Source organism: Asaia sp. A2 (assembly GCF_057319415.1).
Map to the genome: position 1 here is coordinate 507,184 of NZ_JBXWTO010000001.1, position 15,651 is coordinate 522,834.

A 15,651-nucleotide genomic window follows, 5' to 3' on the forward strand; every position below is an offset into this window, starting at 1 on the left:
TCAGGCCGTCCTCAATGCGCGTTCAGGGTTGAAAAAACACGTATCGAAAGTCTTGGTCTCAATGATCGCAGCAGCCAGCCTGTGCATAATGGCAAGATTTTCCTTCAGGCGAGCTTCAACAGCATCATCCGATTTGTCATCCATGAAAATCGATCCATTCGCGTAGTCCTGGAGAGAACCAGCCAGCTCGATGAAATCCGGCAAATGATAGTCGTCATGTCGATCAGCACTGCGAAGGTATGACAAGACTTGATGATGAACCTTGTAGAAAGCCGCTATCGTCTCATGTATTCTCTCAACAAAGGAAATATCCGCAAACTTGTCATTCATGAATAGAACGCACATGAACATGAAATAGAAACAGGAATCCCAATTTGCCTTGATAAATATGTGACTCCATATGCCCAATCTCCCGCCCGAGTCACGATGTGTGTCGTCGAAGCCGTTATAGACCTCTTCCAGCAAGCCATTTATGCGGTCAATCAGGTCCATACCATCAGGTCTGATAATGGCATCCGTAATCAGTGTATTGGCGAGCGCGATCAGATCTGTTCCATTTGAATACATCGGATCAACGAAACCGGCTGCTTCTCCAGTCAGCGCCCAACCATCCTTTGAGATATACTGAGTGGAAAGATACGAATAGTTACGCATCATCATGAAATCGAGCGTCTTGAACGACTTGTGCTCGAGGTAATCCATCAGGCGCGGCTCATTCTGGCGCAACCAGTTGGCAGCCAGCGGATAGGAGCTCATGTCCGACAGCTTGTGAATTGCGTTATCAAACACGATTCCAATACTGGTCGTCTGTTCATTGATAGGGATGATCCACACCCAATATCCCTGCCCCAACAGGTGGGTTGTGCTGCGACCGCGCTCAGTAACACCTGCGAATAGCCCGGTACCGTCCGCAGAGTTGATAAATTCATTGATGTCAACGTTTCCGCCAACGCGAAACCATACCGCTGAATGATCGACGTGCGACTTTCTCTGTAGATGGAACTGCCGCATCAGCACGCGACCGCGGCCTGAGGCATCAACAACCCAGCGCGCCTTGCGGCTGGCTACGTTGCCTTCATGATCGCGTAACGAGACGATATTTCGCCCATCCCCGATGACCATATCGAGCACCCGACAGTTTTCCATCATGGTGATACGTCCACCAAGCACGCCACGCAGGTAATTCTCCAGTCGACCTCTGTCGATCTGGAAAGTGCTATGGTGGGGATAAAATGTCAGGCCGAGTTCACGATAGGGGGCATCACCTCGCAGGCCCTGGGTCTGTATGAATCGCTGCCCCATCTTACGAAGATGGCACTCTTCCAGATGCTCTTTGCAGCCGATGATTCTGGACAGATAGTAAGCCCCGATCTCGACCGTCGATTCACCTACCTTATGCACCCTCTCAGGGTAAGGAAACCGGCGATTGTGAACAATACAGATGTCGAGCGTGGGTTGCCTGTCAAGGAGTTGCTTCGCCAGGGTCAGACTAGCAAGACCAGCTCCAATGATCAGAACGTCATGAACGGGCAGTGAGTTATCTTCAGACAAGATGCGCACTCAATACAGAATGATTGTGACTTTATATTTCGCCGCTAATCAGCAAATTTGTTCGGACAGAAGAATTAGTCCCGAATTCCTGTATAATCAACTCGGTTTGCGCTTGATATCGTGAGAACCGGAAAAACACGCATCTCTGCGAGGAACGACAGCCCGACGCAACAACCCTGATGCAAATTTTATTTGCAAATTATAAATATGTTTTGTTTTATTAAAAGTAAATAATATAGAAAGTGAAAAATAATGTTTTCTGCCGAGGAAATAATTACACTTCTTGCAATAAAAGGCATCGGCCCGACCGTCATCAAGCGCATTGAGGCAGCCGGCATAACGTCTTTTTCAGCCCTCGCTCATGCTTCACCAGACGATCTTTGTCAGGCCATAGCCCGCCAGCTTAGTAGCACTTGCTGGCGAAACAGCCCGCAGGCCCGTGCGGCACTCATCAGAGCCATCGACACCGCGGGTCACGTCATTGCCCGAACGGGGCCGATACCACGTTCGCACCAAAGGATTTAACCCCTTCCCCCTTCCCTAAGAAAACATGAAGGACTATCTAGGCAATTGAGAAGCGTTCTCAGGGCGTCTCGCCCCAGACTACAGGTGTATTGACCCATGACTCTCGACTCCCTTCCCAAAGGCGCTCACGCGGTGATCAGTCAGGTCGTTTCCCGCACGGAAAATGACCCGATCGCCCTGCGCCTTGGGGAGCTTGGCTTCATTCCGGGCGCACCTGTCGAGATCGTCGCGACCGGCCCGGTCGGCCATGACCCCATTGCCGTTCGTCTTGGTTCCACCTGTTTCGCCCTGCGTCGTGGCGAAGCTGCACGCGTCTCGCTCAAGCGCGACCACTGATCCCTGATGGATGCCGTGACCTCGACCGTAACGGAGACCATCCCGTTGCGTGCCGCCCTCGTCGGCAATCCCAATTGCGGCAAGACCTCGCTGTTCAACCAGCTGACCGGCAGCAAACAAAAGGTCGCGAATTACGCGGGGGTCACGGTCGAGCGCAAGGAAGGGTATCTCACGACGCCCAATGGCCGGTCAGTACGCCTGCTCGATCTGCCGGGCGCCTACAGCCTGAGCGCCACCAGCCCGGATGAGGATGTCACGCGTGATGTCTGCATGGGTCGCCACCCTTCCGAAAAACAGCCTGATCTGATCATCTGCGTCGTCTCAGCCAGCAATCTGCGGCTGCATCTGCGCTTTCTGCTCGAACTCATGCAGCTGGGCCGCCCCATGTTGGTCGTGCTCAACATGATGGATGAGGCCGAGCGCCTCGGGCTGAAAATCGACGTACCGGGCCTCGCGACAGCGCTCGATCTGCCCATTATCCCGACCATCAGCTTGCGAAAGAGCGGGGTGAGCCACCTTCTTGCAGCGCTGGATCAGACAGCGACCCTGACCCCACCCACACTCGGCAAAGAGATCGACCTGCATGCCCGGGCGGGCGAGCTTATCGCCCGCTATACCAATGAAGGGACTTTGCGTGGCGACCGGCTGGCTGACAGGCTCGACCGCTGGTTCCTCCACCCCGTCTGGGGGCCTATCATTCTGCTGGTCGTGCTGTTTTTCATGTTCCAGACGGTCTTTGCCTGGGCACAGCCGCTCATGGATGCTCTGGGATCCGGCATCGCCTCACTGGGTCAGATGGTGGTCTCCCCTCTGCCACCCGGGCTTTTGCGCAGCCTTCTGGCGGATGGCATTTTCGCCGGGGCAGGAACCGTCATCGTCTTTCTTCCCCAGATCCTGATCCTGTTTCTCTGGATTCTGACCCTGGAAGAGACGGGCTATCTGCCAAGAGCCGCTTTCCTGCTCGACCGCGTGATGGCTTTGGCCGGGTTGAGTGGACGCTCTTTCATTCCGCTGCTTTCCAGCTTCGCCTGTGCCATTCCGGGCATCATGGCGGCGCGTACGATACAGAACCCGCGCGACCGTCTGGTGACGATCCTGATCGCGCCTCTCATGACCTGTTCAGCGCGCCTGCCGGTCTATACACTTCTTATCGGCGCTTTCGTACCGCATCGCACGGTTCTTGGCTTTCTCGGCCTTCAGGGCCTCGTGCTGTTTGCGCTCTACCTCGTGGCCATTCTCAGCGGCATTGTTGCCGCGCGCCTCATGACACGCGGTGTGGCGTCCGATGAGCATCCGCTGATGCTCGAATTGCCCCCCTATCGCACGCCTAATCTGAAAAGCGTGGCCTTGGGCCTGTGGCAGCGCGCGGTGATGTTCCTCTCCCGCGTGGGCACGATCATTGTCTCCCTGAACGTGCTTCTCTGGGCGCTCTCAAGCTTCCCCTCCCCGCCCGCCAATGCCACCGGGGCCGCCATCGATTACAGCCTCGCTGGCCATATCGGGCACTGGATGCTGCCGATTTTCGCCCCGCTCGGTTTCAACTGGCAAATCTGCGTCTCACTCATACCCGGCCTTGCTGCGCGCGAGGTCGCGGTGAGTGCGCTGGCAACCGTCTATGCGCTGGGTGCCAATGAAGACAGTGCAGCAAGTGCCCTGCTGCCGTTACTCAGTGCCCATTGGAGCATGGCCACGGCATTTTCGCTGCTGGCATGGTATGTCTATGCTCCGCAATGCATCTCCACCCTTGCTGTCATGCGGCGTGAGACGCGCTCATGGAAAGTCGTCGCCGGCGCAGCGGCCTATCTTTTCGGCCTTGCTTATCTCGCGTCGTTTCTTACCTATCATATGACTGTCGCCCTTAGCGGATAAGGCCCATGATCCAGACTCTCATCGTCATCGCCGTTATCGTGGTCGCCGTAGTTTTCTGGCTGAACCGGCTCTTTCCTGCGCATGCACGCCGCGTCAAAAGCGTGCTCGGCCTGCATGTCCCTCACGCGGCTGGTGCCCCGGCACCCAAGGAAGGCAAGTCCTGCAGCGGGTGCTCCGGCTGCAAGGGCGGTGGCTGTCACTAGAGGCGGCTGAGGGCGCAATGCGCTCCCCCTGACGAGCTTCAATCGAATACGGCAGCCAAGGGGCAGGCAAGCATCCCTCGCCCGCCCCCTCAACTACGGAGAATCAGCCTGCGCGATCGATGAAGTCGCATACCTCAAGAAGATCATTCATGATGGCATGGGCCTTCTCCGTGATCTCCTCATTCGGGGCCATCAGGTCAGGCACAACAATGACCCTTATCCCGGCGGCATGGGCCGCGCGGGCGCCATTGTGGGAATCCTCGAGCGCCAGACAATAGGCGGGCTCGACCTCGATCGCCTTAGCAGCGCGCAGATAGGGCTCCGGGTCAGGCTTGCCGCGCGTCACATCGTCACGCGTGATGATGGCATCAAACCGGTCATAGATCCCTACATGGCGCAGATGCGTCTCGGTACGCTCACGCCCTGAGGATGTGGCAATGGCGCGAGGCAGCTGGCGGGCATCGAGCATTTCCAGCAGCGGAAGCACGCCCTTTTTCAGCACAAGCTTACCCGCCTGAACCAGTTCATGCAGACGGATATTCTGCCTCCTGAACAATGCAGCCAGATCGATATCAGGGCCAAAGCTGTCAATCACCAGCTGGGCACAGGCATCACCGGGCAGGCCGATCATCTGGCGCGCAAATTCATGATCCATCTGATAGCCCAGATCACGCGCGCCGAGGGTAAAGGCATCGAGAGACAGGGTTTCACTATCGAGCAAAAGCCCGTCCATATCGAATAACACGCCGCGTATGGGGCCAGGGCCAGTCATGAATGTCTCCTTCGGTACAGTTACTGATGTGGGTTCAACGGGCCAGGCCGCGCAGATGTTGCCAGATGGCCGATCACAGCTCGTCGGGTCTGTGGTCTGGCAATGTATAGCTTCCCGCCATTCGGCTGCTTATGACCAACCACACCTATCGCCAGTCCGGTCGCCGTGAACGAGTTTGACGACCAGTTCCGCCGCAACGAGGGCAGCGATGACCGAAGGACGCTTGTCACGGATCCTGTACGGACCGTCGTGATGCCCGATAGGGCAGACCAGCGCATCAATCCTGTGCTGTGCCATCCCCAGCGCACGAAATCCGGCCTCGAACCGCCGCCGCTTGGTGCGCGAGCCAATCAGGCCGACATAGGCCAGATCGCCACGATCAAGGGCGGCAGCCGTGATAAGCGCATCCAGCGTATGGCTGGGTGTCATGATCACCACACCATCACCGGAGCGCAGCAGGGCAAGTTCGGCCTCCCAATCCTGCGTCACGCTCATTGTCACACCGTCGGGCACGCGCCCGAATTCATCCACTCGCGAATCAATCCAGCGCAAGGCCAGAGGCAGGGGGGAAAGCGCATGGGCCAAGGCGCGGCCAACATGCCCTGCGCCAAACAGGCTCACCACCGGCCATGAAGCCTGCTCTGCCTCAAGGCAGGACAATTCATGATCGAGATCGAAAATCGGTTCGTAGCGTATCGTCACGGCCCCGCCACAGCACTGATCGGCCTCGGGCCCGAGACGATAGCGGTGTTCCTGCGCAAGGGTGGCACCGCTCAGAATCCGGCGCGCCTGGGCCAGACATTCCCATTCCAGAGTTCCACCACCGATTGTGCCTGTCTGGGCGTTGTGGGACACCAACATGAATGCCCCGGCCTCACGCGGGGTCGAGCCCGCAGCGTCGGCCACGAGGATCCGGAGCACGGCAACCGCCTCGCGTTGCCAGCGCCGGATCAGGTCAAGGTCGATCAGACGCTCTCTCCCGTCGGGGCGTCCACGGCAGCAGATGACGGCCGGATAGCGGACGATTGGGCGACAGATGACGTCATGGCCATGATGGTGCGCAACAGCCGCTCGGGTGTCGCGGGTGCATCCAGCCCCGGACAGTGCCGGTAATCGCCCAGGCTGGCAATCGCATCGGACAGCGCATGCAAAACCGCAACGCCATGGACCAGAGGAGGCTCGCCCACGGCCTTCGAGCGGTAGATCGTCTCCTCACGGTTGGGGGCATCTTCCAGCAGCATCACGTTGAAGATATGCGGTCGATCCGAGCAGGCTGGAATTTTATAGGTGCTTGGCGCATGGGTGCGCAGGCGGCCCTTCTCGTCCCAGACCAGTTCTTCCGTGGTGAGCCATCCCGCTCCCTGAACAAACGCCCCCTCGATCTGACCGATATCAATGGCCGGATTGAGAGATTGCCCCGCGTCATGAAGAATATCCACACGCTCTATCGTGTTCTCACCTGTCAGCAGGTCAAGCGTGACTTCAGCGCAGGCCGCACCATAGGCGAAATAGTAGAATGGGCGCCCACGCCCCGTTGCGGCATCCCAGGAGATTTTGGGCGTCTTGTAAAACCCGCTGGCTGACAGCGAGATACGGGCAAAATAGACCTGCCACACCAGATCACGAAAGCTGACACACTCGTCCCCGATGCTGACACCCTCGGGCGTAAAAGAAATCGCCTCGGGCGCAACCTGCCATTTTTCAGCAGCAAAAGCGATCATGCGGCCCTTGATCTGGCTTACAGCATCGAGCACCGCCATACCGTTCAGATCTGCGCCAGATGATGCCGCCGTGGCAGACGTGTTGGGCACCTTGCCGGTCGTCGTGGCGGTGATGCGCACTGAGTCAGCAGGTAGAGCAAATTCCTGCATGACGATCTGCACCATCTTGGTGTGCAGACCCTGCCCCATTTCGGTCCCACCGTGATTCACCTGCACCGACCCGTCGGTATAGACATGAACCAGAGCACCCGCCTGATTGTAATGCGTTGCCGTAAATGAAATGCCGAACTTCACCGGAACGAGGGCGATCCCCTTGCGCAACGTGCGGCTGGTTGCATTGAACGCTCTGAGGGCCGCCTTGCGATGGCGATAATCGCAGCGCTCTGCCAGCTGCGTCATGACCAGATCGCTGATCGAGTCCTCAACGACCATGTGATAGGGCGTCAGATTGCGCTCACCAGTGCCATAGACATTGCGCAGACGGATATCGAGCGGGTCCTGCCCGGTGGCAAACGCAATTTCCTCAATCACACGCTCGGCAGCCACGATCCCCTGCGGGCCGCCAAACCCGCGAAACGCCGTATTGGACTGTGTGTTCGTCTTGAGCGCCTGTGAGCGGAAACGCACATCGGGGTAATAATAGGCGTTATCAGCGTGAAACAGGGCGCGGTCCGTCACCGGCCCCGAGAGGTCTGCCGACCAGCCACAGCGGGCCGCCAGCTCCATATCCACGGCGAGAATATCGCCCTGGCTGGTAAAGCCGACATCGTAACGCACCTGAAAATCGTGACGCTTGCCCGTGATCATCATGTCGTCATCACGATCAAGGCGCATCTTGGCCGCCTGGCCGGTCAGCTCTGCCGCAAGCGCAGCCAGGCAGGCGCATCCATTGGCTTGGGACTCCTTGCCACCAAACCCGCCCCCCATGCGGCGGATTTCAGTTGTGACCAGATGGTGAGGGCGACCCAGAACGCTTGCCACGAGATGCTGTGTCTCAGAGGGGTGCTGGGTGGAGGACCAGACCCGCATCTCGCCAGCCTCACCCGGCTGGGCCAGAGCCACCTGCCCCTCGAGATAGAAATGCTCCTGCCCGCCAATCGTCACGCAGCCACTCAGCCTGCCTGGTGCGCTTTCCAGAGCGGGACCAACGGCGCCGCGCTCCATCGTCAGCGGGCGCCAGACCAGCGGGCTCCCATTGGCCAGCGCAGCGTCGATATCGAGCAGTGCTGGCAGTTCATCATAGTCGATACGCGCCAGACGCACGGCACGGCGTGCAATGGCACGATCGGTCGCCACCACGGCAAAGACAGGCTGACCGACATGCTGAACCAGATCCACCGCCAGCAAGGGCTCGTCATTGGCGTGAACCGGGCTGGTCTGGTTCTCTCCCGGTATGTCTGCCGCCGTTATGACGCGCACCACACCCGGATAATCCCGCACCGCTGACAGATCGACCGACACAAGACGGGCATGGGCCTTTTCGCTCAGCCCCGCCACGACATGCAGCAGCCCCTTGGGCTCGGGGAGGTCGTCGATATACTGCGCCTGCCCGGTCACATGCAGAATGGCGCTTTCGTGCTTCATCGAACCCGGGCCTGCGCCTTCGGCGGCAGAGTGTTTGCCTGACCCGGCGATTGGCGTGTCCATGAGACCCTGAACATCAGACATGGGCCAGGCTCCCGGCCTTGGCGAGACGCATGGTCTCGCCCCGGCTCTCTTCGAAAAACCGCGTCAGAAGATTGGCAGCGACCGTCTGGCGATACCAGGCACTAGCCCGCATATCGCTTAGCGGTTTGAAATCCAGCGACAGGGCCTCGCGGGCAGCCTCCAGAGCGTCCTCGTTCCACAGGGCACCTATCAGGGCCTTTTCGGCGTAATGGGCGCGGCATGGCGTGGCTGCCATGCCACCAAAAGCCAGTCGCACATCGATTACACGCCCCTTTGCGTCGCAGCGCAACGCAAAGGCGCCCAGAACCGCAGAGATATCCTGATCGAAGCGTTTGGAGATCTTGTAGCTGCGATAGAATGTTCCCGGCAGCGGTGCTGGTACGCTCACACCCTCAACAAACTCGCCCGTTCGGCGGTCCTGCTTGCCATAGGCCAGAAAGAACGCCTCAAGCGGCATATCCCGTCTCTCATGGCCGCAACGCAGATGCAGGATTGCCCCGGCGGCAATCAACGCAGGTGGGCCATCGCCAATCGGTGAACCATTGGCAATATTGCCGCAAAGCGTCGCACTGTTCCGGATCGGTGTGGAACCGATTCGACCAATCAGCACGCCGAAATCGGGGAGAATCCGCGAAAGCGCCTCGCGCGCCTCCTCGTAGGTGACGGCAGCCCCAATATAAAGGCCTTGGGCGCCCGTCTCCAGACGCATCAGATCCGCGCATTGCCCAATGAACGCGACGCGCGGCAGAGGACGCATGGCTTTGGTGACCCAGAGCCCCACATCCGTCGCCCCGGCCACGATCACGGTATCCGGGAACAAGGTCAGCCGTAGCGCCAGGGAATCCGCCGTGGCGGGCACAAAAAGACTGCTGCCCTCATGCTCGATCAGCACATCCTGACCGTCTGCCAAGGCGTGGAGGCGCTCAGTCATCTCTGCCACCCTCTGCTCGAAGGCAGCAGGAGGAGCCAGAAGCGCCTGTTTCATTGCCTTGACGATGGGCGCGTAACCCGTGCAGCGACACAGATTGCCCGAAAGCGCTGCATCGATCGCGGCATCGTCATCCGATGCGCCTTCGGCCTGACGATAGGCCACCATCGACATCACAAAACCCGGTGTGCAGAAGCCGCACTGGGCGCCGTTGAGCGCTACCATAGCCGCCTGCACGGGGTGGAGCGCTCCCGGTGTCGCGATATCCTCGATTGTAAAAACAGCGGCACCGTCCAGCATGGGCAGCAGCTGAATGCAGGCATTGACGGCCTTCACCGCAAGCCTGCCCTGACGCAGCCGCGCCACGATCACCATGCAGGCCCCGCAATCACCCTCGTTGCATCCTTCCTTCGTACCGGTACGCCCCTCATGGCGCAGCCAGTCCAGCAAGGTTGTGTCGGGGGCGATATCACTCAGGCTGACGAGGCGTTCCCCGAGATAGAAGCGTATCGTCTGACGCATGGATTACCCCCCTCAAAGGTGGAAACTGGTTGATTGAACGAGGGCGGCCCCTTCGCCATTTCCGGAAACTCTTGTATGATTGTAAGATTCGACGGCAGAGAACAATCAGGAATATTGCATTTCCTGCCTTGTTCTCTCATCGAACTGCGCCTAAGGCTCCACGGCCATTTCAAACGCAAGAGGATCACTATGAAGTCCACTGATCTGATCGACCGCATCGCCGCTGCCACCGGTGGCACCAAGGCCGACGCCAAGACCGCCCTCGACACCGTCTGGGCCAGCATCATCGAAGCCGCCACCAAGGGCGACGAAGTGTCCATCCCGGGCTTCGGCAAGTTCCAGGTCCGCTCGACCGCCGCACGTCAGGGCCGCAACCCCAAGACCGGCGAGACGATCGAGATCGCAGCTTCCAAGAAGCTCAGCTACTCCCCCGCCAAGAACGTCAAGGACGCTCTGGCCGGCAAGTAAGCCGCTCTACCGTGCCGGATGTCATGGGCAGCGTCTCGACGCCGCCCGATCCGGCACCCAGGCATCTCCTGCCTCTTCTGCCCCGTGCAGCAGGCAGGGTGCCTCCCGGCTTCTGTCCGGGTGCTGTTCCGGTTCAGTTCCAGTGCAGCCTTCTGCAAATCCACTGATCCCGCACAGACATTCCTGACTTCAAGCGATTTCTTCGAAGCCTTAACGGGTGACGCCCTCAACCTCGTGCTGCCGTCATGCCGATAAAAGCGACATCCTGCGTGTTCGCGTGCTTGCAAAACCCAAAAGGTTTCGTCACGTTTCGCGGCATGTTGCCCCGCATCCTGCCCGCTTTCGCCCTTGCCGTTCCGCTCGTCTTTTCGTCTGCCTCTGCCCGCGCCGAGACAGCCGACACGCAGGCAACCTCGCGCATTTTCGATCATCTACGTAATGACCCAGCGCGCCTGACCGTGTTTCTGCGCGGCTTTCCCAAGGGGGGCGATCTTCACAACCATCTGGCTGGTGCTATTCCGGCCGAAAGCTTCCTAGACTGGGCCGGTCAAGACGGCCTATGCGTCTCTCTGGCGCAGGGACGAATCCTGCCCACAAAGTGCCGTCTGGCCACGCCGGGCGATATGCCCGCTTCCCAGCTTCGCACCCGACAGGACGCGCGCGAGCTCATGATCGATTCTCTTTCGATGCATGATTTCGTTCCCACGCCAGCAGACCGCTCCAGGCACGATCACTTTTTCTCGACTTTCGGGCGCTTTGCGCCGGTGCTTTCGGCCCATCAGGGCGCCATGCTTGCACAGGCGCGCGATCAGGCTGCGGCCGATCACGTGGTCTATCTGGAACTGATGATCTCACCCGCACTGGGCAGCATGGTGAAAGCTGGCGACCAGCATCCCCTGCACGACCTCGACCTCGATGCCGCCCATGAGGCGCTTCATGATGAACGCCCCCGCCTCGTGGCCGAAGCGCGCCATGAGACGGATGAGATGGAGCATCAGGCGCGCGACATCCTGCAATGCGATACGCCTGCGGCCCATCCGGGGTGTGCTGTAACGGTACGCTATCTGTTTCAGGCCATCAGGACCATGACCCCTCCCGAGGTGTTTGCGCAGCTCGATACGGGTTATGCCCTAGCCCATGAAGACCCGCGCTTTGTCGGCCTGAACTTCGTCGCCCCTGAAGATGATGCCGTAGCAATGGCTGATTACGCCCTGCACATGCAGATGTTCGCAAAACTTGGCGCGCTCTATCCCGATGTGCGTCTGAGTCTTCATGCTGGCGAACTCACCCCCGCGCTGGTGCCTGTCACCGGGCTGCAGAGCCATATTCGTGATGCGGTCGAGATCGCTGGCGCAGACCGTATCGGCCACGGCGTGGATATCACATGGGAAAAAGACGCTGTGCGCCTGCTGGGTGAAATGGCCCAGCGTCGCGTCGCGGTGGAAATCAACCTGACCAGCAATGACCAGATCCTCGGGGTGAGCGGTGCCGCCCACCCGATGGGGCTGTATCGGCGCGCCCATGTGCCGGTCGTGCTCTCGACCGATGATGAGGGGGTGTCCCGCAGCAATCTCACAGAGGCCTATGTCAGTGCGCTTTCAACTGCCCCCCTGACCTATGCCGACCTCAAGACCATCTCGCGCAACAGCCTGACCTATGCCTTCATACCCGGCACCAGCCTGTGGGACGGAGATCACGTCATCACCCTGTGCAAGGCTCCGCAGAGCTTTGCCTGCGCCGATTTCCTGAAGAAAAGCCCCAAGGCGCGCCTTCAGCTTCAGCTTGAGCAGAACTTCGCAGCCTTCGAAAACACCGTCAGCCACGAGCCCCTTTTCCTATGATGACACGCCCCAAAGGCCTTCGCCACCGCCTCGCCCTCTCCCTCCTCCTGTGCAGTGTTCCCGCGGCCCTGACCGCAGCTCCCGCCCATGCTGCCGGGCCAACAGCACCGGTCGCGGATCATGCCTCTGCTGCCACCATCCCTGTGCGCGTTGTGGTTGTGACGACCTTTGAAATCGGCAAGGACACGGGCGACACACCGGGCGAATATCAGAACTGGATCGAGAAATTCCCGCTCAGCCAGACGCTTCCCGCCCCGGGCACTGACCATGAGGTCATGCATTACAACCCGGAGTTGCAGGTGCTTGCCATCGCTTCTGGCGAAGGCCCGGAGCATATGGCCTCTGCCATGACGGCGCTGCTGCTCGACCCACGCTTCGACCTGCACCACAGCTATTTCGTGCTGGCAGGCATCGCGGGGATCGATCCCAATTTTGGTACGATCGGCTCCGCCGTCTGGGCACCCCGCGTCATCAATGGCGGGCTCTCCCATCTGATCGACCCGCGTGAGATTCCCAAGGACTGGCCTGACGGTTTCACGCCGGTACAGGGCAGTCGCCCCAACGAGACACCACGCCCTCCCCTGCATTCCCTCTCAGGCGATATGCTCTACACCCTCAATCCCGGCCTCACCCGCTGGGCCTATGATCTGACCCGTTCCGTTTCCCTGCCCGACAGCGAGGGCATGAAGCAGAGCCGCGCCCGCTATCATGGCTATGCCGCAGCGCAAAAGCCGCCTTCTGTCATGCTGGGTGATACCATTTCGGGCGAGACCTTCTGGGTGGGCAAGCTCATGAATCGCTGGGCCGAACGCTGGGTGCGCTACTGGACCGATAATCAGGGTGTGATGGCGACTACCGCCGAGGAAGACGTGGCCTTCTGTCAGGCTCTCGCCCTTCAGGCCAAGGCGGGGCGCGTCGATCCTGAACGCGCGCTCATCCTGCGCACTGCCAGCAATTTCGACATGCCCCCACCGGGCGAGACGGCCGCGCAGCTTCTCTCGGACGAAGCCAATGAGAAAGGCTACTCGGCCTTCATCCCATCGGTCAACGCAGCCTATCAGATTGGCAGCATTGTCGTACGCGACCTCGCCACGCACTGGGACCGCTACGAGAGCACGCCACCGGGCGCGGCACATTAGAGTCCGGTCCGGTCAGGGTTCAGGCGGGGCTGTGACCATGGGTTTCCCCCACGCTCCTCCGGAGGGTCGTCGTCCTTCGGAAACGCCTGCGGGAAACTTGTTTCAGCGGGACCGGGTGGAATTACCCCCGCGCCGATAAGTAAACCTGCCTAGCGTTCTTGCATCGCATGTGCCCTGAACCGTGCAGGAGTCAGACCGAAGCGCAAGCTGAAGGCCTTGGCGAAGGCGCTCAATGACGCGTAGCCGCACGCTGCTGCAACATCGGTCACACGCTGTCCCTGCCCCAGCTGTAGGGCCGCATGAAACAGGCGCGCCTGAGTCATCCAGCTTTGCCAGCCCATGCCGGTTTCAGCCTGAAAATGGCGCCGGAAACTGCGCTCGGACATGGCAGCACAGGCGCAAATCCGGGTCATCGTGGCCGATGCCGGGTCAAGCAATGCCGCATTGATAGCCCGTATCAATCGTGGGTGCCTTGGCATGGGCAAGGCAAGCCCGGCGGCAGGCGCTGCCTTGATCCGCTCGTGGCAGAGCAGCGCGAGGGTATTAAAGAAGCTCTGCGCAAGCGCATCGGCGGATTGTGGTCCATCCGGCCAGCGCAGTGCGTAGAACATCATCTCGGTCAAAATCGATGTCAGAGAAAATGTCGTCATCGCCTCGACCGCAGTCTGCGTATCGTCCGGCGCAAGAAAGAAGGACATGCCGTCATGATTACGGATCATGGTGCGATGGCGCGTCCCGGCTGGAATCCACAAGGCGTGGGCGGCAGGCAGGAGATAGCGCCCGTCTGGCCCCTCTATCTGCGTGGTACCGGCACGGGCGCAGATGATCTGGTGGTAAGGATGCGCATGCCAGTCATAGAAAATCGCATCGGCCGATTGCCGCAGGGCAAAGGATTTCTGCTGCGGCCTGTCGAGGCCTGCTTCGACCAGAACAGCCGTCGTCTCCTTGCTGCTCAGGATTTTCATCTGGCCGGTTCCCGTCACTTTCTGGCCGAAACGCGTTAGTCGGCCATAAGCGATCTTCCTATCCTGTCAGGCAAGGAGAGGAAACCATCATGTCTTCATTGCCCGCAACCGCGACCCCATGCGGCGACCCTGACCCGCATAATGCCACCGTCATACGACAATTCACCCGATGGGCGGCCCCTTTCGCTGACCTCCCCATTCATGCCGAGGCGGAAAGCATGGCCCAGACCATGAAGGCCTGTGCGCCCGGCCCAGCCGTGAAGGCGCTGGATGTCGCCTGTGGGCCCGGCATCGTCAGCTGCGCGCTGGCAGAGGCAGGGGCCGAGGTGACCGGGTTGGATCTGACCCCCGCAATGATCGCACAGGCGAGTGCGCGTGCCGATCGGCTGGGCGTCAAGGCCTCTTTCCAGACCGGGAACGCGATGGCGCTGCCTTTTGAGGACGCACAATTCGATCTGGTGGTGACGCGTTACAGCTTCCATCACATGGAAACACCGCAGGCCTGCCTCACAGAAATGATCCGTGTCTGTCGTCCCGGCGGTCGGATTGTCGTCATCGATGCGACACCCGCTCCAGCCTGCCAGAGCCAATACGATCATGCCGAGAAGCTGCGTGACCCCTCGCACACAACGGCTCTGACGCTCAGCCAGATCATGGCATTGGGTGATGAGGCAGGCCTGCACCAAGTGGAGACCAGCCGCTACCGTCTGGAATCCCGCCTGAACGATCAGGTTGCCGAAGAAGATTGCGGGGCTCTCGCATCCTTCTTCATGCAGGAGATTGCGAGCGGTGAGAACAGTTCGGACATGGCACCACGTCAGACAGAAGGCGGGATTGTTTTCAGCTTTCCGATTTCCATTATCGTCTGGAACCGCCCGAACGCCTGAGCCGCATGGCGATTGTCCCGCAACAAGAAATCTGAATGGAGGCGCTAGAGCGTTTTCTTTGCTGATTGAATCATTTGGGATTCCCAATCTGTGTGTGATCTGATTCAAGATGACGGCCGGGATGGAGGCCGGCGCTGGATGTCGTCACGCACCCTGTCTCTGGATCTACGTGCCCGCGTTGTCGCGGCGGTTTCAAAGGGCCTGTCCCGCCGGCAGGCTGCCGAGCGCTTTGGCGTCAGTCCGGCGAGTGCGGTTC

15 protein-coding genes are annotated in these 15,651 nt (G+C 59.7%); 9 read left to right on the forward strand and 6 right to left on the reverse strand.

The genetic code is table 11. The features are described 5' to 3' along the window. Positions 1-1,551, reverse strand: coding sequence for an NAD(P)/FAD-dependent oxidoreductase (locus ACWNRM_RS02250; RefSeq protein ID WP_485169286.1), 1,551 nt, complete (start codon positions 1,549-1,551; stop codon positions 1-3). Between the two features lie 252 nt (positions 1,552-1,803). Between ACWNRM_RS02250 and ACWNRM_RS02255 the strand changes: the two genes are divergently transcribed. The 4 genes from ACWNRM_RS02255 (at position 1,804) to ACWNRM_RS02270 (ending at position 4,484) form a co-directional block, all read left to right on the forward strand. Then, the gene (locus ACWNRM_RS02255) at positions 1,804-2,076 is read left to right on the forward strand and encodes a helix-hairpin-helix domain-containing protein (RefSeq protein ID WP_485169287.1); all 273 of its coding nucleotides are present in this window, start codon (positions 1,804-1,806) and stop codon (positions 2,074-2,076) included. 96 nt (positions 2,077-2,172) lie between these two features. Further along, positions 2,173-2,412, forward strand: coding sequence for a FeoA family protein (locus ACWNRM_RS02260; RefSeq protein ID WP_023979534.1), 240 nt, complete (start codon positions 2,173-2,175; stop codon positions 2,410-2,412). A gap of 6 nt (positions 2,413-2,418) precedes the next feature. Further along, positions 2,419-4,281, forward strand: coding sequence for a ferrous iron transporter B (gene feoB, locus ACWNRM_RS02265; protein WP_485169288.1), 1,863 nt, complete (start codon positions 2,419-2,421; stop codon positions 4,279-4,281). 5 nt (positions 4,282-4,286) lie between these two features. Further along, positions 4,287-4,484 carry a hypothetical protein gene (locus tag ACWNRM_RS02270; RefSeq protein WP_485169289.1) on the forward strand — a complete coding sequence of 66 codons (198 nt, stop codon included), beginning with the start codon at positions 4,287-4,289 and terminating at the stop codon, positions 4,482-4,484. Positions 4,485-4,587: 103 nt separating this feature from the next. On the opposite strand, the gene ACWNRM_RS02275 is transcribed toward ACWNRM_RS02270, so the two are convergent. From ACWNRM_RS02275 to xdhA, 4 genes are all read right to left on the reverse strand, one after another. After that, positions 4,588-5,256: an HAD family hydrolase gene (locus ACWNRM_RS02275; protein ID WP_485169290.1), complete on the reverse strand. Its 669-nt coding sequence runs from the start codon at positions 5,254-5,256 to the stop codon at positions 4,588-4,590. A gap of 129 nt (positions 5,257-5,385) precedes the next feature. Then, positions 5,386-6,261 carry a xanthine dehydrogenase accessory protein XdhC gene (gene xdhC, locus ACWNRM_RS02280; protein ID WP_485169323.1) on the reverse strand — a complete coding sequence of 292 codons (876 nt, stop codon included), beginning with the start codon at positions 6,259-6,261 and terminating at the stop codon, positions 5,386-5,388. After that, a complete protein-coding gene (xdhB, locus tag ACWNRM_RS02285) occupies positions 6,222-8,624 on the reverse strand; it encodes a xanthine dehydrogenase molybdopterin binding subunit (RefSeq protein WP_485169324.1) in 2,403 nt (800 codons plus the stop codon). Before xdhB ends, xdhC begins: the two co-directional genes overlap by 40 nt. 13 nt (positions 8,625-8,637) lie before the next feature. Then, positions 8,638-10,095: a xanthine dehydrogenase small subunit gene (gene xdhA, locus ACWNRM_RS02290; protein ID WP_485169291.1), complete on the reverse strand. Its 1,458-nt coding sequence runs from the start codon at positions 10,093-10,095 to the stop codon at positions 8,638-8,640. Between the two features lie 189 nt (positions 10,096-10,284). Here xdhA and ACWNRM_RS02295 point away from each other — a divergent pair, with 189 nt between their 5' ends. The 3 genes from ACWNRM_RS02295 to ACWNRM_RS02305 all read left to right on the forward strand — a co-directional run bounded on the left by ACWNRM_RS02295 (position 10,285) and on the right by ACWNRM_RS02305 (position 13,543). Next, positions 10,285-10,563: an HU family DNA-binding protein gene (locus tag ACWNRM_RS02295; RefSeq protein ID WP_023979527.1), complete on the forward strand. Its 279-nt coding sequence runs from the start codon at positions 10,285-10,287 to the stop codon at positions 10,561-10,563. Positions 10,564-10,880: 317 nt separating this feature from the next. Next, positions 10,881-12,404 (forward strand): adenosine deaminase family protein, encoded by a 1,524-nt coding sequence (locus ACWNRM_RS02300; protein WP_485169292.1) that lies wholly within the window; start codon positions 10,881-10,883, stop codon positions 12,402-12,404. Next, a complete protein-coding gene (locus tag ACWNRM_RS02305; RefSeq protein ID WP_485169325.1) occupies positions 12,404-13,543 on the forward strand; it encodes a purine nucleoside permease in 1,140 nt (379 codons plus the stop codon). The genes ACWNRM_RS02300 and ACWNRM_RS02305 overlap by 1 nt, the downstream gene beginning before the upstream one ends. A 149-nt stretch (positions 13,544-13,692) precedes the next feature. On the opposite strand, the gene ACWNRM_RS02310 is transcribed toward ACWNRM_RS02305, so the two are convergent. Beyond that, positions 13,693-14,508 carry a helix-turn-helix transcriptional regulator gene (locus tag ACWNRM_RS02310; protein WP_485169293.1) on the reverse strand — a complete coding sequence of 272 codons (816 nt, stop codon included), beginning with the start codon at positions 14,506-14,508 and terminating at the stop codon, positions 13,693-13,695. Positions 14,509-14,597: 89 nt separating this feature from the next. On the opposite strand from ACWNRM_RS02310, the gene ACWNRM_RS02315 reads away from it, so the two are divergent. Next, positions 14,598-15,395 (forward strand): class I SAM-dependent methyltransferase, encoded by a 798-nt coding sequence (locus ACWNRM_RS02315; RefSeq protein ID WP_485169294.1) that lies wholly within the window; start codon positions 14,598-14,600, stop codon positions 15,393-15,395. Positions 15,396-15,533: 138 nt separating this feature from the next. Further along, positions 15,534-15,651 (forward strand): helix-turn-helix domain-containing protein (locus ACWNRM_RS02320; RefSeq protein ID WP_485169326.1); only part of this gene is annotated, 118 nt, incomplete at its 3' end.